Source organism: Paracoccus marinaquae (genome assembly GCF_018860165.1).
Classification (GTDB): domain Bacteria; phylum Pseudomonadota; class Alphaproteobacteria; order Rhodobacterales; family Rhodobacteraceae; genus Paracoccus; species Paracoccus marinaquae.
On the sequence record NZ_JAHKNG010000004.1, the window covers coordinates 138,872 to 159,498 of the forward strand.

General features: G+C 66.8%; 23 protein-coding genes and 1 other RNA gene. 15 read left to right on the plus strand and 9 right to left on the minus strand.

Annotation, left to right across the window (positions count from 1 at the left end):
* Positions 1-22 precede the first annotated feature (22 nt).
* From clpX to KNW02_RS04260, 4 genes are all read left to right on the plus strand, one after another.
* A complete protein-coding gene (gene clpX, locus KNW02_RS04245) occupies positions 23-1,288 on the plus strand; it encodes an ATP-dependent Clp protease ATP-binding subunit ClpX (RefSeq protein ID WP_216032026.1) in 1,266 nt (421 codons plus the stop codon).
* Between the two features lie 193 nt (positions 1,289-1,481).
* On the plus strand, positions 1,482-1,865 hold the full coding sequence (locus KNW02_RS04250; protein WP_216032027.1) for an NADH:ubiquinone oxidoreductase subunit NDUFA12: 384 nt from the start codon (positions 1,482-1,484) through the stop codon (positions 1,863-1,865).
* Positions 1,866-2,327, plus strand: a complete 462-nt coding sequence (gene mlaD / locus KNW02_RS04255; RefSeq protein ID WP_216032028.1) for an outer membrane lipid asymmetry maintenance protein MlaD — start codon at positions 1,866-1,868, stop codon at positions 2,325-2,327.
* A 2-nt stretch (positions 2,328-2,329) separates the two neighbouring features.
* Positions 2,330-2,686, plus strand: a complete 357-nt coding sequence (locus KNW02_RS04260) for a DUF2155 domain-containing protein (RefSeq protein ID WP_216032029.1) — start codon at positions 2,330-2,332, stop codon at positions 2,684-2,686.
* Here the strand turns inward: KNW02_RS04260 and aat are convergent.
* The 5 genes from aat to hisF form a co-directional block, all read right to left on the minus strand.
* Positions 2,653-3,282, minus strand: coding sequence for a leucyl/phenylalanyl-tRNA--protein transferase (aat, locus tag KNW02_RS04265; RefSeq protein WP_216032030.1), 630 nt, complete (start codon positions 3,280-3,282; stop codon positions 2,653-2,655). The genes KNW02_RS04260 and aat overlap by 34 nt on opposite strands.
* Positions 3,283-3,292: 10 nt before the next feature.
* Positions 3,293-4,639 (minus strand): acetyl-CoA carboxylase biotin carboxylase subunit, encoded by a 1,347-nt coding sequence (accC, locus tag KNW02_RS04270; protein WP_216032031.1) that lies wholly within the window; start codon positions 4,637-4,639, stop codon positions 3,293-3,295.
* A gap of 7 nt (positions 4,640-4,646) precedes the next feature.
* Positions 4,647-5,153 (minus strand): acetyl-CoA carboxylase biotin carboxyl carrier protein, encoded by a 507-nt coding sequence (gene accB / locus KNW02_RS04275; protein ID WP_216032032.1) that lies wholly within the window; start codon positions 5,151-5,153, stop codon positions 4,647-4,649.
* Positions 5,154-5,286: 133 nt separating this feature from the next.
* Entirely contained in the window at positions 5,287-5,607 is a 321-nt protein-coding gene (locus tag KNW02_RS04280) for a phosphoribosyl-ATP diphosphatase (RefSeq protein WP_216032033.1), read from the minus strand.
* Positions 5,604-6,365: an imidazole glycerol phosphate synthase subunit HisF gene (gene hisF / locus KNW02_RS04285; RefSeq protein WP_216032034.1), complete on the minus strand. Its 762-nt coding sequence runs from the start codon at positions 6,363-6,365 to the stop codon at positions 5,604-5,606. Before hisF ends, KNW02_RS04280 begins: the two co-directional genes overlap by 4 nt.
* A gap of 216 nt (positions 6,366-6,581) precedes the next feature.
* Here hisF and KNW02_RS04290 point away from each other — a divergent pair, with 216 nt between their 5' ends.
* Complete coding sequence (locus KNW02_RS04290) at positions 6,582-6,776, plus strand: hypothetical protein (protein WP_216032035.1); 195 nt, start codon at positions 6,582-6,584, stop codon at positions 6,774-6,776.
* A 50-nt stretch (positions 6,777-6,826) separates the two neighbouring features.
* Here KNW02_RS04290 and hisA read toward each other — a convergent pair whose 3' ends face one another.
* Positions 6,827-7,546, minus strand: coding sequence for a 1-(5-phosphoribosyl)-5-[(5-phosphoribosylamino)methylideneamino]imidazole-4-carboxamide isomerase (gene hisA, locus KNW02_RS04295; RefSeq protein ID WP_216032036.1), 720 nt, complete (start codon positions 7,544-7,546; stop codon positions 6,827-6,829).
* Positions 7,547-7,686: 140 nt separating this feature from the next.
* On the opposite strand from hisA, the gene KNW02_RS04300 reads away from it, so the two are divergent.
* The 5 genes from KNW02_RS04300 (at position 7,687) to rpmG (ending at position 11,801) form a co-directional block, all read left to right on the plus strand.
* Positions 7,687-8,070 carry a DUF2147 domain-containing protein gene (locus KNW02_RS04300; protein WP_216032037.1) on the plus strand — a complete coding sequence of 128 codons (384 nt, stop codon included), beginning with the start codon at positions 7,687-7,689 and terminating at the stop codon, positions 8,068-8,070.
* A 93-nt stretch (positions 8,071-8,163) separates the two neighbouring features.
* Positions 8,164-10,089, plus strand: coding sequence for an acyl CoA:acetate/3-ketoacid CoA transferase (locus KNW02_RS04305; RefSeq protein ID WP_216032038.1), 1,926 nt, complete (start codon positions 8,164-8,166; stop codon positions 10,087-10,089).
* Positions 10,090-10,192: 103 nt separating this feature from the next.
* A complete protein-coding gene (locus KNW02_RS04310) occupies positions 10,193-11,026 on the plus strand; it encodes an MBL fold metallo-hydrolase (protein WP_216032039.1) in 834 nt (277 codons plus the stop codon).
* Between the two features lie 82 nt (positions 11,027-11,108).
* Positions 11,109-11,482, plus strand: an RNA gene (rnpB, locus tag KNW02_RS04315) — RNase P RNA component class A.
* A 151-nt stretch (positions 11,483-11,633) separates the two neighbouring features.
* Positions 11,634-11,801: a 50S ribosomal protein L33 gene (gene rpmG / locus KNW02_RS04320; RefSeq protein ID WP_022707377.1), complete on the plus strand. Its 168-nt coding sequence runs from the start codon at positions 11,634-11,636 to the stop codon at positions 11,799-11,801.
* A 200-nt stretch (positions 11,802-12,001) separates the two neighbouring features.
* Here rpmG and KNW02_RS04325 read toward each other — a convergent pair whose 3' ends face one another.
* From KNW02_RS04325 to KNW02_RS04335, 3 genes are all read right to left on the minus strand, one after another.
* Complete coding sequence (locus KNW02_RS04325; protein ID WP_216032040.1) at positions 12,002-13,372, minus strand: aspartate aminotransferase family protein; 1,371 nt, start codon at positions 13,370-13,372, stop codon at positions 12,002-12,004.
* A gap of 13 nt (positions 13,373-13,385) precedes the next feature.
* Positions 13,386-14,846 (minus strand): NAD-dependent succinate-semialdehyde dehydrogenase, encoded by a 1,461-nt coding sequence (locus tag KNW02_RS04330; RefSeq protein ID WP_216032041.1) that lies wholly within the window; start codon positions 14,844-14,846, stop codon positions 13,386-13,388.
* 154 nt (positions 14,847-15,000) lie between these two features.
* Positions 15,001-15,483 carry an Lrp/AsnC family transcriptional regulator gene (locus tag KNW02_RS04335; protein WP_216032042.1) on the minus strand — a complete coding sequence of 161 codons (483 nt, stop codon included), beginning with the start codon at positions 15,481-15,483 and terminating at the stop codon, positions 15,001-15,003.
* Positions 15,484-15,556: 73 nt separating this feature from the next.
* Here KNW02_RS04335 and ehuR point away from each other — a divergent pair, with 73 nt between their 5' ends.
* The 5 genes from ehuR to KNW02_RS04360 all read left to right on the plus strand — a co-directional run bounded on the left by ehuR (position 15,557) and on the right by KNW02_RS04360 (position 20,623).
* On the plus strand, positions 15,557-16,921 hold the full coding sequence (gene ehuR, locus KNW02_RS04340) for a MocR-like ectoine utilization transcription factor EhuR (RefSeq protein WP_216032043.1): 1,365 nt from the start codon (positions 15,557-15,559) through the stop codon (positions 16,919-16,921).
* Positions 16,922-17,118: 197 nt separating this feature from the next.
* Positions 17,119-18,129, plus strand: coding sequence for a TRAP transporter substrate-binding protein DctP (gene dctP, locus KNW02_RS04345; RefSeq protein ID WP_216032044.1), 1,011 nt, complete (start codon positions 17,119-17,121; stop codon positions 18,127-18,129).
* A 106-nt stretch (positions 18,130-18,235) separates the two neighbouring features.
* Positions 18,236-18,880 carry a TRAP transporter small permease gene (locus KNW02_RS04350; protein WP_216032045.1) on the plus strand — a complete coding sequence of 215 codons (645 nt, stop codon included), beginning with the start codon at positions 18,236-18,238 and terminating at the stop codon, positions 18,878-18,880.
* A 3-nt stretch (positions 18,881-18,883) separates the two neighbouring features.
* Positions 18,884-20,170 carry a TRAP transporter large permease gene (locus KNW02_RS04355; RefSeq protein WP_216032046.1) on the plus strand — a complete coding sequence of 429 codons (1,287 nt, stop codon included), beginning with the start codon at positions 18,884-18,886 and terminating at the stop codon, positions 20,168-20,170.
* Between the two features lie 9 nt (positions 20,171-20,179).
* A complete protein-coding gene (locus tag KNW02_RS04360; protein ID WP_216032047.1) occupies positions 20,180-20,623 on the plus strand; it encodes a universal stress protein in 444 nt (147 codons plus the stop codon).
* Positions 20,624-20,627 lie beyond the last annotated feature (4 nt).

Below are 20,627 nucleotides of genomic sequence, written 5' to 3' on the forward strand. Positions count from 1 at the left end.
GCGGCAACGAAGGAAGTGGACGATGGCGAACCAGTCCGGCGGTGACGGCAAGAACACGCTCTATTGCAGCTTCTGCGGCAAGAGCCAGCATGAGGTGCGCAAGCTGATCGCGGGGCCGACCGTGTTCATCTGCGACGAATGCGTCGAGCTGTGCATGGACATCATCCGCGAGGAGACCAAGACCTCGGGGCTGAAATCCGGCGACGGGGTGCCGACGCCGAAGGAAATCTGCGCGGTCCTGGACGATTACGTGATCGGGCAGGAACATGCCAAGCGGGTGCTGTCGGTCGCGGTGCACAACCATTACAAGCGGCTGAACCACGGCTCGAAATCGGATATCGAGCTGGCCAAGTCGAACATCCTGCTGATCGGCCCGACCGGCTGCGGCAAGACGCTGCTGGCGCAGACGCTGGCGCGGATCCTCGATGTGCCCTTCACCATGGCCGATGCGACCACGCTGACCGAGGCCGGCTATGTCGGCGAGGATGTCGAGAACATCATCCTGAAGCTGCTGCAGGCCAGCGAATACAATGTCGAGCGGGCGCAGCGCGGCATCGTCTATATCGACGAAGTCGACAAGATCACGCGCAAGTCGGACAATCCCTCGATCACCCGCGATGTCTCGGGCGAGGGCGTTCAGCAGGCGCTCTTGAAGATCATGGAGGGCACGGTCGCCTCGGTGCCGCCGCAGGGCGGGCGCAAGCATCCGCAGCAGGAATTCCTGCAGGTGGACACGACCAATATCCTGTTCATCTGCGGCGGCGCCTTCGCCGGGCTCGAGCGGATCATCTCGCAGCGCAACAAGGGCACGGCGATGGGCTTCGGCGCCGAAGTCAAGGAAAACGACGACCGCGGCGTGGGCGAGCTGTTCAAGGAGCTGGAACCCGAGGATCTGCTGAAATTCGGCCTGATCCCGGAATTCGTCGGCCGCCTGCCGGTGATCGCCACGCTGACCGATCTGGACGAGGAGGCGCTGATCACCATCCTGACCAAGCCGAAGAACGCGCTGGTCAAGCAGTATCAGCGGCTGTTCGATCTGGAAGGGGTGCAACTGACCTTCACCGAGGACGCGCTGGACGCCATCGCCCGGCGCGCGATCAAGCGCAAGACCGGCGCCCGCGGGCTGCGCTCGATCATGGAGGATATCCTGCTGGATACCATGTTCGAACTGCCGGGCCTCGACAGCGTCGAGGAGGTGGTGGTCAACGAGGACGCGGTCGAGAACGCGGCCGTCACGCCCCTGCTGATCCATGCCGATCAGAAGAAGGAAAGCGCCTCGGCCGGCTGATTGGCCAAGGACCCGGCGGACGCGCGGCCTGTCCGGGCCGGGCTTTTGGCCGGTGTTTCCGCCCGGACGGGATCGGCCCTGGCGGCCGGTCGTTCCGAGGAACTGCGCGGCGAGACGCCTCACCGCGAAGGCTGGACGTCAGGGACAAACTGCGCCATATCTCGAGCGAACCGGAAGAATGAGGTCCGTGCCGATGTCCGTCAAATCCACGCTGCTTCGTGTCCTGACCTGGTGGAACAGCCAGACCATCAACACGCAGGTCTGGACCTGGCGGAACGGCAGGAAAGTCGGAGAGGACGAGCAGGGCAACGTCTTCTATCAGACCAAGGACGGCAAGCGCCGCTGGGTCATCTACAAGGGCGAGGCCGAGGCCAGCAAGATCAGCCCGGAATGGCATGGCTGGCTGCACCATACCTGGGACGAACCGCCGACCGAGGTTCCGCTGGCGCACAGGACCTGGGAAAAGCCGCATCGGCCGAACCTGACCGGCTCGCCCGCGGCCTATCACCCTGATGGCTCGCTCTACCGGGCCGAACCCGCCGTCCGGCGCGATTATGACGCGTGGCAGCCCGAATAGATGACCGCTGGTGCCGAGCATCGGGCCGAACTGATCGCCGGTGGCATGGTTCTGGCCGTTGCCGCCGGGTTTCTGATCTGGGCGACGGGCGGTGATCTGCCCGGGCGGGGCGGCTATGAGCTGACGGCGTCATTCCCCGATGTCGATGGTGTCGAGATCGGCACCGAGGTGCGGCTGGCGGGGGTCAAGGTCGGGCGGGTGACCGGGGTCGGGCTTAATCCGCAGACCTATATGGCCGATGCGACCCTGAGCATCCCCGACGATGTGGTATTGCCTGCCGACAGCGCCGCGATCATCCAGTCGGATGGCCTGCTGGGCGGCGCCTATATCCAGATCCAGCCGGGCGGCAGCCTCGAAAACCTTGCACCCGGAGACGAGATCGAGGAGGTGCAGGGCGCGGTCAGCCTGATCCAGCTGATGATGAAATTCGTCGACAGCCAGGCGCAGGACGGTGAAGGCTAGCCATGATCCGGATGCTTTCCGCCGCGCTTGCGTTAGCCCTTGCCCTTCCCGCCGCGGCGCAGGAGGTGGCGCGCGCCGATGGTGCATTGCTGCGCGGGCTGGACAAGATTTCGGGCCGCACCTCCGATATCCGCCTTGGGGTCGGCGAGGCGGTCCGCTATGGCCGGCTGGAGGTGCGCCTGGGCGAGTGTCGCTATCCGGCCGGGAATCCCAGTTCGGACGCCTTCGCGCAACTGACCGTCACCGATCTGTCGCAGAACGTCACCCTGTTCAGCGGCTGGATGATTGCCAGTTCGCCCGCATTGTCGGCGCTGGATGATGCGCGCTACGACGTCTGGGTGATTTCCTGCCAGAGCTGATCGGCGTCGGGCAGTTCTGCGGCGCGGAAATCGGCCTTCAGGCGCAGCGCCCGGGCCAGACCCTCGTGATAGCGGTCCCGTGGAATCTCGATCCCGCCCATCCGCGCCAGATGCGGTGTCAGGAACTGCGTGTCGAAGAGCGTAAAGCCGCATCGTGCCAGATGCGACGAGGTCCAGAGCAGCGCCATCTTGGAGCCGTTCGGGCGCATCGAGACCATCGATTCCCCGAAGAAGGCCGATCCCAGGGTGACGCCGAACAATCCGCCCGCGAAATCCCCCTCGTAGAGGACGGTGATGGCATGGGCGTGGCCGGTGCGGTGCAGGTCGGAATAGAGCCGCGCCAGCGGGGCGTTGATCCAGGTCACGTCGCGATCGGCGCAGGCCGCCACGACCGCGTCGAAATTCCCGTCCCGCCGCGCCGACCAGCCGCCGCGCCGCAACTCGCGCAGCAGCGATCGCGAGGCATGGACCCCGCCCACCGGGATCACCCCGCGCCGTGGCGGATCGAACCAGAACAGCCGCGGATCGCCGGCGCTTTCGGCCATGGGAAAGACGCCGCGGGCATAGCCCGCAAGCAATTGCGAGGCGCTCAGCATCGGCGGCCGGTCAGCCGAATTTCTGCTCGAGCCAGCGTTCGAGCCAGTGGATCGAATAGTTGCCGGTCTGGATGTCCGGCTCGGCCAGCAGGGCGCTGAACAGCGGCACGGTGGTATCGACCCCGTCCACGATCAATTCGCCCAATGCGCGGTCCAGCCGGGCCAGCGCCTCGCGCCGGTCGCGGCCATGGACGATCAGCTTGCCGATCAGGCTGTCGTAATAGGGCGGGATGGAATAGCCGTCGTAAAGCGCCGAATCGACCCGCACGCCCAGACCGCCGGGCGCGTGATACTGGCTGATGCGGCCGGGGCAGGGGCTGAAACCCGGCACCTTCTCGGCATTGATGCGCACCTCGATGGCATGGCCGCGGATGCTGAGCCGGTCCTGCTCGAATTCCATCTCCTCGCCGGCGGCGACCAGGATCTGCTGGCGCACCAGATCGACGCCGAAGATCGCCTCGGTGACGGGATGTTCGACCTGCAGGCGGGTGTTCATCTCGATGAAATAGAACTCGCCGTCCTCGAACAGGAACTCGATGGTGCCGGCGCCGGCATATTCGATCCGGGCCACGGCCTCGGCGCAGATGCGGCCGATCTCGTCGCGCTGCTCGGGGGTGATCACGGGGCCCGGCGCCTCTTCCAGAACCTTCTGGTGGCGGCGCTGCAGCGAACAGTCGCGTTCGCCCAGATGCACGGCGCGACCCTTGCCGTCGCCGAAGACCTGAACCTCGATATGGCGCGGCTTCTGCAGGTATTTCTCGATATAGACATCGGGATTGCCGAAGGCGGCCTTGGCCTCGGCCCGGGCGGTGCGGAAGGCGACCTCCAACCCGTTCTCGTCCAGCGCGACCTTCATGCCGCGCCCGCCGCCGCCGGCCGTGGCCTTGATGATGACCGGGTAACCGATCTCGGCCGCGACCGTCTTCGCCGTCTCGACATCGTCGACGCCGCCCGCGCTGCCGGGCACGCAGGGCACGCCAAGCGCCTTCATCGTGTCCTTGGCGGTGATCTTGTCGCCCATGATGCGGATATGTTCGGCGCGCGGGCCGATGAAGGTGATGCCGTGGTCTTCCAGCATCTGAACGAATTGCGCGTTCTCGGACAGGAAGCCATAGCCGGGATGGATCGCCTGCGCGCCGGTGATCTCGCAGGCCGAGATGATGGCGGGCATCGACAGGTAGCTTGCGGCCGAGGGGGCAGGGCCGATGCAGACCGATTCATCGGCCATGCGCACATGCATCGCATCCGAATCGGCGGTCGAATGGACCGCGACCGACGCGATTCCCATCTCGCGGCAGGCACGGATCACGCGCAGGGCGATCTCGCCGCGATTGGCGATCAGGATCTTGTCGAACATGGCCGCCTCACTCGACGACCATCAGGGGGGCGCCGAACTCGACCGGGGTGCCGTCATCCACGAGGATGCGCCTGACGGTGCCCGCGCGCGGGGCGGGGATGTGGTTCATGGTCTTCATCGCCTCGACGATCAGAAGCGTGTCACCCTCGGCGACGCTCTGGCCGATCTGCACGAAGGGCGCGGCGCCGGGTTCGGGCGACAGATAGGCCGTGCCGACCATCGGCGAGGTCACGGCGCCGGGCAGGCTGGCGGGGTCGTCGCCGGCGGCGGCGGGCGCGGTGGCGGCCGGGGCGTGCGCGGCCGCAGGGGCGGCCATGACAGCCGGCGCGACCGGGGCGGCGACGGCGATCTGCTTGCCATGCTTGGACAGGCTGACCGTCAGGCGGTCATGTTCGCCATAGTCGCGCTTGACCGAAATTTCGCTCAGCTCGCTGGCGTTCAGCAATTCGGCCAGAGACCGGATGAAGGCCACGTCGCCCTCGTGATGCTTGCCGTCTTCGGAATCCTTGCTCATGCCGTCCTCTGGCTTGTTCCATTAAATCGGCCGCGTTCTGTGGCGGGGCCGTTGTGCCGCTTATAGCGCGGAGGACAACCCAAGGGAAAGTGTATTGACAGTCTGGACGGCGCGGCAGGCGGCTGGGTCTTGATCAGCGGGGTGCCGGTCGTGCGGCCTTTTCGGCGAGGCCCGAAATCCCCTCGCGCCGCGCCAGTTCGGTCGCCACATCCTGCAGCGTGACATCCCGCGCGGCCAGCATGACCAGCAGGTGAAAGATCACGTCGGCCGCTTCCGAGACCAGTTTCTCGCGGTCGCCCTTCACCGCCTCGATGATCGCCTCGACGGCCTCTTCGCCGAATTTCTCGGCGCATTTCTCGGGGCCCTTGGCCAGCAGTTTCGCGGTCCAGCTGCTGTCGGGATCGGCGGCCTTGCGGGCCTCGATGGTGGCGGCAAGCCGTTCAAGCGCGCTCATGTCAGCCTCATCGGGATGCCGGCGGCGGCCATATGGGCCTTGGCCTCGGCGATGGTGAAGGTGCCGAAATGGAAGATCGAGGCGGCCAGAACGGCGCTGGCATGGCCTTCGGTCACGCCCTCGACCAGATGATCCAGCGTGCCGACCCCGCCCGAGGCGATGACCGGGATGCCCACCGCATCGGCGATGGCGCGGGTCAGGGGCAGGTTGAAGCCGGCGCGGGTGCCGTCGCGGTCCATGCTGGTCAGCAGGATCTCTCCCGCCCCCTTCGCCTCGACGGTGCGGGCGAATTCCACCGCGTCGATGCCGGTGGACCGGCGCCCGCCATGGGTGAAGATCTCCCACCGGCCGGGGGCGACGGTCTTGGCGTCGATGGCGCAGACGATGCACTGGCTGCCGAAGCGGTCTGCGGCCCCGGCCACCACATCGGGGTCGGCCACGGCGGCCGAGTTGAAGCTGACCTTGTCGGCGCCGGCCAGCAGCAGGGCGCGCACATCCTCGTGGCTGCGCACCCCGCCGCCGACGGTCAGCGGCACGAAGCACTGCTCGGCCGTGCGGGTGACCAGATCGAACATGGTGCCGCGGTTCTCGTGCGTGGCGTGGATGTCGAGAAAGCAGATCTCGTCCGCGCCGGCCTTGTCATAGGCCCGCGCCGCCTCGACCGGATCGCCGGCATCGATCAGATCGACGAAATTGACGCCCTTGACGACGCGGCCATCGGCCACGTCGAGGCAGGGAATGATCCGGGTCTTCAGCATGGCAGGGTGGCCTTTTTCCTCGGGTCGGGGCGTTCTAGATCGAAAAGCCCGCAACGGCCAGAGCTTGCATGGGGAACCGAACGCGGATTGCGACCCCCCGAGTGTTGCGTGGGGGGCATACCGCCTTTGCTGTCCGGGCCTCTGGTCGTGTTAGCGCCCGCAGCATATCTCATGGGCAAGCGCGCGAAGCTACTGTTTTATCCGAAGGAATGAGAAATGACCCACCACGCTGACTGCCAGAACCGCCCGGACGCCGTTGTTACCGGAATCGAGGCTCTGACCACCGGCTTGGCTGCACTTGCGGGCCATAATGACGCTGCGACGCAGGTCGCCCCCAATGCCCACAGCACGGGTGGCGAAGCCACCGCCAGGGCTTTCGCCAATCTTGCCGCTTTCGTGCCGGCCAAGTAAGCCGCGCCGCCGGGCCGAAGCAATCGGCCCATCGGTCGGGGCGCCCGCGGCTAGCTGTTCAGCGCCGCCAGCGCCTCGGCCAGATCCAGCGCGCCATCATAGAGGGCGCGACCCGAGATGGCGCCGGCGATGACCCCGGTGCGGGCCAGAGCCGTCAGGTCGGCCATGGACGACACCCCGCCAGAGGCGATGACCGGAATGCTGACCGCGCGGGCCAGGGTCTCGGTCGCGGCGATATTCGGCCCCTGCATGGCGCCGTCGCGGTCGATATCGGTATAGATGATCGCCGCCGCCCCGGCATCCTCGCAACGCCGCGCCAGATCGGTCGCCATCACATTGGTTTCGGTCGCCCAGCCGCGCGTGGCGACCCTGCCGCTGCGGGCGTCGATCCCGACCGCGATGCGGCCCGGGAAGGCATCCGCCGCCTCGCGCACCAGATCGGGGTTTTCGACCGCCGCCGTGCCCAGGATCACCCGGGCGAGGCCGCGGTCAAGCCATGCCTCGACGGTTGCCATGTCGCGGATGCCACCGCCCAACTGGGCCGGGATGTCGATGGCCGCCAGAATCGCCTCGACCGCCGCGGCATTGACCGGATGCCCGGCGAAGGCGCCGTTCAGGTCCACGAGATGCAGCCATTCGGCGCCCGAGTCTTGAAAGGCGCGGGCCTGGGCGGCGGGGTCGCTGCCGAAGACGGTCGCGGCCTCCATGTCGCCGCGCAGCAGGCGCACGCAGTTGCCGTCCTTCAGGTCGATGGCGGGATAAAGGATCATCTGGATACTCGCAGTCGTGACGTTGCGCCCCCTTTTGCATTTTGCGGGGCAAAGGGGAAGGGTCGGACCCCACGTCAGCCTTGCCTCGGCAAAGCTCTGCGGCGCAAGGTGATCTGCGCATTCCCCAGGGAGGAGGGATCATGAGAAAATTCGCCATCACCGCCGCATTCCTGCTGGCCGCCACCGCCGCCGGCGCCGACCCGATCGAGGGCCTGTGGCAGACCCAGCCCGACGAGGGATCTTTCGCCCACGTCACCATCGCGCCCTGCGGCGGCGCCTTCTGCGGCACCATCAGCCGCACCTTCAAGGACAAGGCCGAATACAAGTCGCCCAACCTTGGCCGCCAGATCGTCATCGACATGGCGCCGAAGGGCGGCGGAAGCTATGAGGGCAAGGTCTGGCGTCCGGCGAACAACAAGGTCTATCAGGGCAAGGCCAGCGTCTCGGGCAACCAGTTGAGCCTTGCCGGCTGCGTCGCCGGCGGCCTGCTGTGCAAGAGCCAGACCTGGGTGCGGGTCAAGTAACCCGACCGGGGCCAAAGCCCAAGCGGCCGGCTTGCGTGAAACGCTGCCGGCGCTAATCTTCCTTCAAGCCGCAGGGGCAAAGGGGGGATTCCGATGCCGAACAAGGTCGTCTCGTCGCGCGATGCCGCGGCTCTGGTTCATAGCGGCGATACCGTCACAACCTCGGGCTTTGTCGGCGCCGGCGTCCCCGACTGCCTTCTGAATGCCCTGGCCGACCGGCATGCCGAGGCCGGCCATCCGCGCGACCTGACCCTGATCTTCGCCGCCGGGCAGGGCGACGGCAAGGGGCGCGGGCTGGACCGGCTCTGCGCCCCGGGGCTGGTCAGCCGCGTGATCGGCGGCCATTGGGGCCTGATCCCGGCGCTTGCCGCCCGCGCCGTGCGGGGCGAGATCGCCGGCTGGAACTTTCCGCAGGGCGTGATCAGCCATCTCTATCGCGATATCGCGGCCGGCAAGCCCGGCACGCTGACCCATGTCGGGCTGGACACTTTCGTCGATCCGCGACTGGGCGGCGGCCGGATCAGCGAGGCCGCCGCCGAGGATCTGGTCGAACTGGTGACCATCGCCGGCGTCGAACGCCTTTTCTACCACGCCCTGCCGATCGACGTGGCGCTGTTGCGCGGCTCGACCGCGGATGAGCGCGGCAACATCACCATGGAGCGCGAGGCGCTGATCCTCGACAATCTCGCCCAGGCGATGGCGGTCAAGAATTCCGGCGGCGTGGTGATCGTGCAGGTGGACCAGATCGTCGCCGCCCGCAGCCTCTGCGCCCGCGATGTCGAGATCCCCGGAGCGCTGGTCGATGCCGTGGTCGAGGCCCCGCCCGAGCAGCACCCGCAGACCTATGCCTCGCAATACAACCGCTATTTCACCGGCCGCTACCGGGCGCCCGAGGGTGGCGTGGCGCCGCTGTCGCTGGATATCCGCAAGGTGATCGCCCGGCGCTGCGCGTTTGAGTTGCCCATTGGCGGCGTGGTCAATCTGGGCATCGGCATGCCCGAGGGCGTGGCCGCCGTCGCCGCCGAGGAAGGGCTGCTGGATCACGTCACCCTGACCGCCGAGCCGGGCGTGATCGGCGGGCAACCCGCCTCGGGTCTGGATTTCGGCGCCGCCATCAACACCGAGGCGATCATCGCCCAGAACCAGCAGTTCGATTTCTATGACGGCGGCGGCCTCGACATGGCCTGTCTGGGCATGGCCGAGGCGGATCAGCTGGGCAATGTCAATGTCAGCCGCTTCGGCACAAGGCTGGCGGGCTCGGGCGGGTTCATCAATATCAGCCAGAACGCCCGCAAGCTGGTCTTTGCCGGCAGCTTCACCGCCGGCGGTCTGGACGTGCGCCCGGGCGCGGGGCGGCTGGAGATCCGCAGCGAGGGGCGGGCGCGCAAGTTCATCGAGGCGGTGCAGCAGATCACCTTCTCGGGGCCGCGCGCGCGCCGCCTGCGCCGGCCGGTGCTGTTCGTCACCGAACGCTGCGTGCTGCAGCTGGATCCCGACGGGCTGCGCCTGGTCGAGATCGCGCCCGGCATCGACCCCGACCGCGACATCCTGCCGCTGATGGGCTTCGCGCCGCTGATGGATCTGCCGACCGGGATGGATGCTCGCATCTTCACCGACGCGCCGATGGGCCTACGCGACGACCTGCTGGAGATCCCGCTGTCGCGCCGGGTCCATTTCGATCCCGGCAAGGATATCCTGTTCGTGAACCTGTCGCGGATGACGATCCGTGATCTGGCCGATATCCGCGCCGTCCGGCAGCGGGTCGAAGCGGAACTGTCGGGGCTGGGCCGGCGCGTCGATGTGGTGGTCAATTACGACCTGTTCCGGATCGATGAGCGCATCCAGCAGGACTGGGCCGAAATGGTCGGCGATCTGGAAAGCCGGCTCTACCGGCAGGTGACGCGCTATTCCACCTCGGCCTTCCTGCGCCGCCGTCTGGGCGAGACGCTGGAGCCGCGCCGCCGGCAGACCATCTATGACAGCGAGGCGGCGGCGCGGGCGGCCTTGCGGCAGACATAGCCCGCCGCCGGCCTCACGGGGAAGTGAGGCCGGCGCGGCGCCCGGACTTTGGGAAAGCGCGCCTGCGGGGTTATGCTGGGCCGATCCCGAAAGGTTGCCGGCGATGCCCCTGAAAGCCGTCCTTGCCAGCCTGCTTCTGGCCATTCTGTCCCTCGCCATGGCGGTCCCGGCCGGGGCGCAGTCGCGCCGGCTGAGCCATTGCATCGCCATTGCCGACGCAGCCCCGGGGATCGAGTACATTCAACCTGCGACCTGGCGCGATCCGGTGCCGGACGGCGCGGTGCGGATCGGCTATATCGGACATTCGATGTTCCTGATCCGGACCGGGGACGGCCTGAGCATCGTCACCGATTACAACGGCTATCTTGGCCCCACGACCTTCCTGCCCGATGTCGCGACCATGAACCGCGCCCATTCCAGCCACTGGACCGACGGTGTCGAGGGGATCGGACAGGTGCTGCGCGGCTGGTCCGACAGCTTCGGCCTGCCCGCCGACCACCATCTCGAACTTGGCGATGTGCTGATCCGCAATGTCACCAGCGATATCCGCAGCTTCGGCACGGTCGAGGAAAACGGCAACTCCATCTTCGTCTTCGAGGCGGCGGGGCTGTGCATCGCCCATCTTGGCCATCTGCATCAGGAACTGAACGAGGCGCAATATGCCGCACTCGGCCGGGTCGACGTGCTGATGGTGCCGGTCGATGGCAGCTACACGATGGATCTGGGCACGATGATGCGGGTGGTGTCGCGGCTGCGCAGTTCGCTGGTCCTGCCGATGCACTGGTTTTCCGAGGCGCGACTCGGCAGCTTTCTCTCCGGCATGTCCGGCCAGTTCCTGATCGAGCGCGCCGGCGCCAGCGAGATCACCGTCTCGCCCTCCAGCCTGCCTCGGCGCCCGACGGTTCTGGTGCTCGAACCGCGGCCGCTCGAGGACTGAGCAGGGGATTTCCGGGCCGGCGCGGCAACCAGCGCGGCAGCCCCATTGACCGCCGCCCGGATCGCCGCCATATCGGGGCTGCGCGGAGGGCCGGATGGCCGCGGCGGCATCTGCCGTCGAGGAAAGTCCGGACTCCATGAGGCGACGGTGCCGGGTAACGCCCGGCGGGGGCAACCCCAGGGAAAGCGCCACAGAGAACAGACCGCCCGCGCCTGCGGGTAAGGGTGAAACGGTGGGGTAAGAGCCCACCGGGGGGCTGGCAACAGCCCCCGCATGGCAAGCCCCACCGGGAGCAATGCCGAATAGGGACCGCGCGCGGAGCGATCCGCAGGGCCGCCTTGCCCCAGCAGGTCCGGGTAGGCAGCTTGATCCGGCCGGCAACGGCCGGGCCAGAGGAATGGCCATCCCTCCGGAGACCCCGGAGGACAGAATCCGGCTTACAGGCCCTCCGCGCATCAGATGCATATCTGCCATCAGCCGCATGGCGTGGGCGCAGTTTTCCGCGATTCGCGGTTGACTTCGCATCCGCCGCGAATAAAAGGCGGGTTCCAGACGAATTCCACGGGGTTTCGCAGCCGCGACTCGCCCCGAAGCAGGAGCGACGACTATGGCGAAGCCGACGACCATCAAGATCCGGCTGAACTCGACGGCCGGGACCGGTCACTTCTACGTGACCAAGAAGAATGCCCGCACGATGACTGAAAAGATGACGGTCCGGAAATACGATCCGGTCGTGCGTCAGCATGTCGAATACAAGGAAGGCAAGATCAAGTAGGATCTGCCGATCCCGACGGTTTGCAAGGCCGCGCCCGGAAAGGCGCGGCCTTTTGCCATGTCTGCAGGGGCCGGCATGGGTTGCGTGTCGGGATCCGGAAGGGTCGCCCCTCGCACTCTTTCCAAATACCTCGCAGGGGGTCCGGGGGACGCGAAGTCCCCCGGCCATCGCGGGACGCAAATCGCCCCCGGGGCTGCTGCCTATCCCAGTACCTCGGCAATCGCGTCCCTCGTCACCGCCACGATCTGGTCGGCCTCGGCCCGGCTCAGGCACAGGGGCGGCGCGAAGCCGATGATGTCGCCCTGCGGCATCGCCCGGGTGATCACCCCGCGCTTCAGCATCGCCGCCACCACCTTGGCGCCCTTGCCCTCGGCCGGCTCGAAGAAGCGCCGGTTCTCGCGCTCGGCCACCAGTTCGACCGCACACAGCATCCCCTCGCCGCGCACCTCGCCGACATGGGCATGCGCGCCCACGGCCTCGCGCATCGATGCGACCAGATAGGCGCCGGTCTCGCCGGCATTCCGCACCAGACCCAGTTCGTCGATCAGCTTCAGATTGGCGATGCCGGCCGCCGCGCCGATGGGATGGGCGGAATAGGTCCAGCCATGGCCCAGCACGCCATGTTCATCCGTGCCCTCGACCAGCACCTCCCACATCCGCTGCCCGACGATCGAGGCCGACAGCGGCGCATAGGCCGAGGTCAGCCCCTTGGCGCAGGTGATCAGATCCGGCCTCATGCCGAAGTGATCGCTGCCGAACATGGCTCCCAGCCGCCCGAAGCCGGTCACCACCTCATCGGCGATCAGCAGGATGTCGTGACGATCCAGCACCTTCCGGATCGCCGGCCAGTAGCCGGCGGGCGGCGGCACGATCCCGCCCGTGCCCAGCACCGGCTCGCCGATGAAGGCGGCGATGGTCCCGGCACCCTCGGCGGCGATCAGCGCCTCCAGCCTCTCGACGCAATGGGCGGTGAAATCCGCCTCGCTCAGGCTCAGGTCGGGGCGGCGATAGTAGTAGGGCGCCTCGGTGTGGATCACCTGCGCCAGCGGCAGGTCGAACTTCCTGTGGAACAGCTCCAGCCCGGTCAGCGACCCGGTCATCAGCCCCGAGCCGTGATAGCCGCGCCAGCGGCTGATGATCTTCTTCTTTTCCGGCCGGCCGAGGATGTTGTTGTAATACCAGACCAGCTTGATGTTGGTCTCGTTCGCATCCGATCCGCCCAGCCCGAAATAGACCCGGGCCATGTGATCGGGCGCGCGGTCCATCACCATCTTCGCCAGGGTGATATTCGCCTCCGCGCCATGCCCGGCATAGGCGTGGTAATAGCTGAGTTCGCGTGCCTGATCGGCGATGGCCTCGGCGATCTCCTTCCGCCCGTAACCCACGTTCACGCAGTAAAGCCCGGCAAAGCCGTCCAGCAGGCGGTTGCCGTCGCGGTCGGTGATGAAGACGCCCTCACCGCCGGTCACGATCCGCTGCGGGGCCTCGCCGCGGGCGAACTGGCCCAGATGGGTCGAGGGGTGAAGGAAATTCTCGCGGTCCCATTTCGCAAGCTCGTCATTGGTCAGCATGGTATTCGTCCTTTCATCCCCAGTCGCGGCAGACATATTTGATTTCGGTGAACGCCTCGAGGCCCTGGCGCGCGCCCTCGCGCCCCAGCCCCGACTGTTTCATTCCCCCGAAGGGGATCGGCGCGCCGGTGACCTTGGTGCGGTTCACTGCCACCATGCCGTATTGCAGGGCGCGGGTGGCGCGATAGATGCGGCGCGGGTCAAGGCTGTGGACATAGGCCACCAGCCCGTATTCGCTGGCATTGGCGCGGGCATAGACCTCGTCCTCCGCGTCAAAGACCGACAGTGCGGCCACCGGGCCGAAGGTTTCCTCGCGCATGATCGCGGCCTCGTCGGGCACATCCGCCAGCACGGTCGGGCGGAAGAACAGCGGCCCCCGCGCCTTGTCCACATTACCGCCGGTCAGCAGCCTTGCGCCTTTGGCCAGCGCATCGGCGACATGCGCCTTCTGCTTGTCGATCTGCCGGTCATGGATCAGTGGCCCGATATCCGGGTCCTCCATGCCGGGACCCAGCGTCAGCTTTTCGACCGCCGCCACGAACCGGGCGCAGAATTCGGCATAGACCGGCCGGTGGATGTAGAAGCGGTTGGCGCCGAGGCAATCCTGCCCCGAAGTGGCGAATTTCGCCTTGATACCTTCGCGAACGGCGCGATCCAGATCGGCATGTTCGAAGACGATGAAGGGCGCGTGCCCGCCCAGTTCCATCACCAGCCGCTTCACCGTTTCTGCCGACTGGCGATAAAGCAGCCGCCCGACCTCGGTCGAGCCGGTGAAGGACAGCGCGCGCACCCGCGCATCCGCCGTCCATTCGCCGACGATGCCGGCGGCATCGCCGATCACGGTGTTGACGACGCCGGCGGGAAACCCCGCCCGCCGCGCGAGCACCGCCAGCGCCAGGGCCGACAAGGGCGTCTCGGCCGAGGGGTGGATGACCACGCTGCAGCCGGCGCCAAGGGCTGCCGCCGCCTTGCGGGTGATCATGGCGCAGGGGAAGTTCCACGGCGTGACCAGCGCGGCCACGCCCACGGGTTCGCGCCACAACTCCATCTCGGCATCGGGCAGGTGGCTGGTGACACCCTCGATATTCGGGCGCAACGCCTCTTCGGCATAGAACTGCACGAAGCTCGCGGCATAGTCGATCTCGCCCCGCGCCTCGCTGATCGGCTTGCCCTGTTCGGCCACCATGATCCGCGCCAGATCCTCTTTCGCGGCCAGGATCAGCCCGTACCAGCGATGCAGGATCGCGGCGCGGTCCTGCGGCAGCATGGCCGACCAGCCGGGAAATGCCGCCTGCGCGGCATCGACGGCGGCGCGCGCGCCGTCCCTGTCACTGATCGCGACCTTGGCCACCACCGCGCCGGTTGCCGGATCGCGAACCGCCAGCCTGCCGTCACCCGCAAAATCACCTGAGCCGGGCAACAGGCCGGGATCACCGATCCGCTCGGCCAGTCGGGCAGAGATATCGTCAAGCATCGCGCACCTCCTTGTCTGCCAGGAGGTTAGGCGCAACGGGGCAGGGGATTTCACCAAAGCGCCCCGTCCCGCCAGAGGATTCCTCCTCCCGCCCCTTCTTCTTCATCAAAATATCCTGGGGTGAGCCCCAACGGGGCGAGGGGCGAAGCCCCTTTCAATCCTGACCCAGCAAGGCCAGGGCCGGCGGCAGATCCTTCACCGGCTTGGTCACGATATAGCTGTAATAGCGCCGCAATCCCGCGCGGCTTTCCAGCAGCCCGTCCATCAGGTCCTGAAAGGCCGCCACATCCCTGGTCAGGACCTGCATCAGATAGTCATAGCCGCCGCCGATGGCCCAGCAGCCGGTGATCTGGTCGATCCGCGCCACCACCCGCTCGAAGGTCTGAAAGCTTTCGGCGCGGTGGCTGTCCAGTTCCACCATGACGAAGACCTGCACATGCGGCCCCAGGGCGGCCAGGTCGATCTCGGCGCGATAGCCGCGGATCAGCCCGGCCTGTTCCAGCCGCTTCATCCGCTCCCAGCAGGGGGTCGGCGACAGGTTCACCCGCGCCGCCAGATCGGTCTTGGCGATGCGGCCCTCGCGGCTCAGCGTGGCGAGGATGGCGATGTCGCGGTCGTCGAGGCGCAATGCGGTCATGTCCCGCTTGTTTCCGGCGCGCGGAATTTTGTCAATCTGGACAAGCCGGCGCGGTCTGGCCCAGTCTGGGGCCATGTCGCACTGGCCGCTCAGCAAGGATGATATCACCCGCCCCGCCTATCGCAGCCTGGCGCAGGGGATTGCGGCGGCCATCGACGCGGGCAGCCTGCGGCCGGGCGACCGGCTGCCGCCGCATCGCGATCTTGCCTGGAAGCTGGGCCTGTCGGTGCAGACCGTCAGCCGCGCCTATGAGGAACTGATCCGCGCCGACCTGATCTCGGGCGAGGTCGGGCGCGGCAGCTTCGTCAATTCCGGCCCGCGCGAGATGGTCGAGGTGCCCTGGTTCCGCGCCGTGACCCGGCAGGCGCCGATCGACCTGTCGATGATGACGCCGGTGCGCCTGCCGCGCATCGCCGAGGCCTGGCGCGAATCGCTGCATCGGGTGGCGGACCGGCTGCAGGATCCGGCGATCTATTCCTTCCGTCCGCGCCAGACCATGGCGCGCTATGGCGGCACTGCGGCGGGCTGGCTGGCGCGCTGCGGCATGGTGGTTCCGGCGCAGCGCATCCTGATCACCAATGGCTGCACGCCGGCGGTGCTGGTGGCGCTGATGTCGGTGGCCCAGCCGGGCGAGGAGATCGCCACCGACAGTTCCACCTGCCACACGCTGAAACCCGCGACCCGGCAGTTGCATCTGCGGCTGCGCGGGATCGCCGGCGACCAGCGTGGCATGCTGCCCGACGCGCTGGCGGCGGCGGCGCGGGCCTCGGGCGGCAAGCTGCGCGCGGTGTTCCTGCTGCCCTCGGGGGCCGGGCCCCTCGCGCAGGTCATGGACCGCCAGCGGCGCGAGGATCTGGCCGCCGCTGCCGCCGCGAACGGGCTGATCATCATCGAAAGCGATGTGCTGGGTCCGGTCGCGCCGCGCCGCCCGCCGCCGCTGTCCAGCTTCGCGCCCGAGCGCAGCCTCTATCTGACCGGGTTGACGAAATGCCTGTCGCCGGGGCTGCGGCTGGGCTTTCTGGCGATGCCCGACGCGCTGGCCGAACGGGTCCTGAACCGGCATCTGTCGGTCGCCTGGATGGCCACGCCGATGATGGCCGAGATCGCCGCCGACTGGATCGACGGCGGGTTGGCGGATGAGCTGCTGATCGCGCAGCGGGCCGAACTGGCGGCGCGGAACCGGCTGGCGCAGCACAGCCTTGGTGGGCGCGGCCTGGGCTTTCGGCACGGCCTGCATCGCTGGTTGCCGCTGCCCGAAGGCACGGATGAGCGTGCCCTTCTGCGCCAGGCCCTGCAACGCGGGGTCGCGCTGGCCCCCGGATCGGGTTTCGCGGTCAGCGACCGAAGCCCGGCGCTGCGGCTGTGCCTGGGCGGGTCGACCCTGCGCGATCTGGAACAGGCGCTGAGCATCGTCGCGGAGATTCTGCCCGTTCAATAGGCTGTCCCCGCGCCGCGATGCGGCGGGACGATTTGACGGATGGCGTCAAAATTGTCATGATTTAATATAATAATTGACTTGATATCCGGATACACCGAACTGTCACCTCATCCAGGCCGGGCAGGAACGACCCGGATCCTGCCAGCCGGAGGCCCTGGACGCATCGCGTCACATCGGCCCCATGAACAGGAGGTTACATGACCTACAAGACACTCACCGCTGCAAGCCTCGCGGCCCTTCTTCTGGGCACGGGCGGCGCATTGGCCGACACCTGGCGCTATGCCTTCGAGGAGGCGCTGGAAGAGGTGCAGGGCAAGTTCGCCCAGAAATTCAAGGAAGAGGTCGAGGCCAATTCCGACCACGAGGTGCAGCTTTTCCCCTTCGGCACGCTGGGCGAAAGCGCCGATATCATGGAGCAGGCACAATCCGGCATCCTGCAATTCGTCGACCAGTCGCCCGGGTTCACCGGCGCGCTGATCCCCGAGGCGCAGGTGTTCTTCGTGCCCTACCTGCTGCCCGCCGACCGCGATCAGCTGTTCAGCTTCTTCCGCAACTCGAAGGCCATCCACGAGCTGTTCCCGCCGCTCTATGCCGAGCAGGGGCTGGAACTGCTGACCATGTTCCCCGAGGGCGAGGTGATGATGACCACCACCGAGGCGGTCGCCAGCCCCGCGGATCTGAACGAGGTCAAGTTCCGGGTGATGACCAATCCGCTGCTGGTCGAAAGCTATCGCGCCTTCGGTGCCACGCCCACGCCGCTGCCTTGGGGCGAGGTCTATGGCGCGTTGCAGACCGGGATCATCCAGGGGCAGGAAAACCCCGCCTTCTTCATCGAATCGACCAAGATGTACGAGGTGACCGACCATATCACCCGGCCCGGCCACAACAATTTCACCACCGCCGTCATGGCCAACAAGGACTTCTATGACGGGCTTTCGGACGAGGAAAAGCAGGTGGTGCAGAACGCGATCGACACAGCCTTCGAGTTTATCATCGAATACCAGACCGGCCTGACCGAGGAATCCCTGACAAAAATTCAGGAAGCCAAGCCCGAGATGACCATCACCACGCTGACCGACGAACAGCGCGCGCCCTTCATGGCCACCGCCGAGTCGGTCGAGCAGGAATTCCTGAAGATCGGCGGCGATCAGGCGCAGGCGATCCTTGACCAGATGAAGGCCGATCTTGCGGCCGCGGCTGGCGGGTAACGTCCCGGGCGCGCGGCACCCCGGCCGCGCGTCCATGCCGGGCCAGCCCGTTTCACGGGCTGGATCCGGCAGGTTTCCAGATGCCACAGCATGACGGATTGCGGCCATGACGCTTGACGACAAGCACGCCCCGAACCCGGGTCCCGACGTGATCACGGCGGCGGTGGATGTCGATGACGATATCGACGATTCCAGATATGTCTCGGGGCTGCCGGGCCTTCTTGGCGTGATCGACGCGGGCATTGCCCGGATCGAGGCGGTGCTGCTGGCCGTGGGCGTGCTGCTGATGGCGCTGAACACCATGGCCAATGTCGTCGGGCGTTACCTGCTGGGCGAAAGCATCTTCTTTTCCGAGGAACTGAATCAGGCGCTGATCATCCTGATCACCTTCGCCGGTATCTCCTATGCCGCGCGGCACGGCCGGCATATCCGCATGTCGGCCTTTTTCGACGCCATGTCCTTCCATCTGCGCAAGACGATGATGGTCGTCATCGCCGCGGTGACGGCGGCCGCGATGTTCCTGCTGACCTGGTATTCCCTCGACTACCTTCTGGCGCAGGCGTCGCGGGGCAGGCTGTTGCCGGCGCTGCAGATCCCGCAATGGTGGATCATCATCTGGGTGCCGCTGGGGTTTTTCCTGACCGGGCTGCAATATGCGCTGACGGCGATCAAGAACCTGATCGACAAGGATATCTGGCTGTCGACCAGCACGCTGGAAGGATATGACGACAGCGCGGAAGAGGAGATCTGAGCCATGACGCTGGCCATCTTCGGCACCATGATTGTCCTGCTGCTGCTGGGGTTCCCGATGATGATCCCGCTGATCGCGGGCTCGCTGATCGGATTCGTCGCGCTGTTCGGCGGCTTCGGCCAGCTTGACACCATGGTCCAGCAGATCCTGGGCGGCATCCGCCCGGCCAGCCTGATCGCGGTGCCGATGTTCATCTTTGCCGCCGACATCATGACCCGCGGCCAGTCCGCGAACCGGCTGATCGATCTGGTCATGGCCTTTGTCGGCCACCTGAAGGGCGGGCTGGCGATCTCGACCGCCGGGGCCTGCACCATGTTCGGCGCGGTGTCGGGATCGACGCAGGCGACCGTGGTGGCGGTCGGCGGGCCGCTGCGGCCGCGGATGCTGAAGGCCGGATACAATGACAGCTTCGTGCTGGCGCTGATCGTGAACGCCTCGGACATCGCCTTCCTGATCCCGCCCTCGATCGGCATGATCATCTATGGCGTGGTGTCGGGCACCTCGATCTCGGAGCTGTTCATCGCCGGGATCGGGCCGGGGCTGCTGATCCTGCTGTTCTTCTCGATCTATTCCTACATCTACGCGGTCAGGAACCATGTCCCGGTCGAGCCGAAGGCGACCTGGGCCGAACGCGGGCAGGCGGTGAAGCGCGCGCTCTGGCCGCTGGGCTTTCCGGCGATCATCATCGGCGGCATCTATGGCGGCATCTTCTCGCCGACCGAGGCGGCGGCGGCCTGCGTCCTCTATGCGCTGTTTCTGGAGATGATCGTCTTTCGCGAGATGAATTTCCGCCAGCTTTACGCCACCGCCAAATCGACCGGGCTGATCACCGCCGTCGTGTTCATCCTGGTCGGCGCGGGGCAGGCGTTTTCCTATGTCATCAGCTTCGCGCAGATCCCGCAGCAGATCCTGGGCGGCATCGGCATCGACGAGATGGGGCAATATGGCGTGCTGTTCACCATCTCGATCGCCTTCTTCGTCGGCTGCATGTTCGTCGATCCGATCGTGGTGATCCTGATCTTCGTGCCGATCTTCGCGCCGGTGGTGCAGTCGGTGGGCCTCGACCCGGTTCTGGTCGGCACCATCATCACCCTGCAGGTCGCCATCGGCAGCGCGACACCACCCTTCGGCTGCGACATCTTCACCGCCATCGCCGTCTTCAAGCGCCCCTATATCGAGGTGGTCAAGGGCACGCCGCCCTTCGTCTTCATGCTGCTGGCGGTGGCGGTGCTGCTGATCTTCTTCCCGCAGATCGCCCTGTTCCTGCGCGATCTGGCATTCGCGAAATAGGGGGCGGCGATGTTTCAGAAAATCCTCATCGCCTATGACGGCTCGAGCGGCGCCGAACGGGCGCTGGAGAAGGCCACCGAACTGGCCCGGCTGTGCGCGGCGCATCTGGTGGTGCTGACCGTCTATCGCCATCACTCGATGCTGGAAGCCTCGCTGTCGATGGTGCGCGGCAGTCTGGAACCCGGCGGCAATCTGGACGAGGCGATGCGGACGACCGCCCGCAACGCGGCCGATTATGCGAAAAGCCATGCGAGGGACGCGGGTGTCGCCAAGGTCAGCGCCTTCATCAAGGCGGGCCAGCCGGCGCGCACCATCGTGCAACTGGGCAAGGAGAAGGGCTGCGACCTGATCGTCGTCGGCTCGCGCGGGCTGGGCGCGACCGAGGGTTATCTGCTGGGGTCGGTCAGCCACAAGGTCACCGGGCTGGCCGATTGCCCGGTCATGGTGGTCTGACGGG